2 protein-coding genes are annotated in these 566 nt (G+C 59.7%); both read left to right on the top strand.

What is annotated here, in order from left to right:
* Positions 1-18: 18 nt before the first annotated feature.
* A complete protein-coding gene (locus GWC77_RS28195; RefSeq protein WP_173262892.1) occupies positions 19-369 on the top strand; it encodes a transposase in 351 nt (116 codons plus the stop codon).
* Positions 366-491 (top strand): hypothetical protein, encoded by a 126-nt coding sequence (locus tag GWC77_RS30165; RefSeq protein ID WP_302181394.1) that lies wholly within the window; start codon positions 366-368, stop codon positions 489-491. Before GWC77_RS28195 ends, GWC77_RS30165 begins: the two co-directional genes overlap by 4 nt.
* The last annotated feature ends 75 nt before the right edge of the window (positions 492-566 follow it).

Below are 566 nucleotides of genomic sequence, written 5' to 3'. Positions count from 1 at the left end.
TGGAGTTGACCCGGTTTCGTGGACACCTATCCTTTGGAACAGGAGGTGCCTGCCATGGGAAAGCACCACAACCCCTACGCGCCGGAATTCCGGGCGCAGATGGTCGAGTTAGTCAAAGCCGGCCGGTCCCCGGAAGAGCTTGCGCGCGAGTTCGAGCCGACGGCGCAAACGATCTACAACTGGGTCGCACAATCGGATCGCGACAGCGGCAAGCGGCATGATGGCTTGACGACGGCGGAGCGCGAAGAGCTGACGCGCTTGCGCCGCAAGGTTCGTCAACTCGAGCTTGAACGAGAGATCCTCTCAAAAGCCGCGGCCTGGTTTGCACGGGAGACCGGAACGGTGCCCGAAAAGGGTTCGAATTCATGAAAGCGAACCAGGCCACATTGCCCATTGCGACGATGGCGCGGCTGTTGCAGATTTCGGCCAGCGGCTATTACGGGTTGTGTCGCGATAACGGAGCCATGACGAGCAAGCGGCGATTCGCTTAGGAGTCCTTACATAAGCAGCGAATAGAACTGCGCGGCGACCGTTCGAGTGGCGTGGTCACCCTTCATTTGGCCTTT

It is taken from the genome of Paraburkholderia sp. NMBU_R16 (assembly GCF_013282575.1).
In the GTDB taxonomy this organism is placed as follows: Bacteria; Pseudomonadota; Gammaproteobacteria; order Burkholderiales; family Burkholderiaceae; genus Trinickia.
Note: the sequence above shows the minus strand (reverse complement) of the source record. Positions and strands in the feature narration are given on the sequence as shown.

Excerpts from the sequence above, each read along its gene's own strand:
- GWC77_RS30165 (WP_302181394.1), top strand. The coding sequence starts at position 366 with ATGAAAGCGAACCAGGCCACATTGCCCATTGCGACGATGGCGCGGCTG.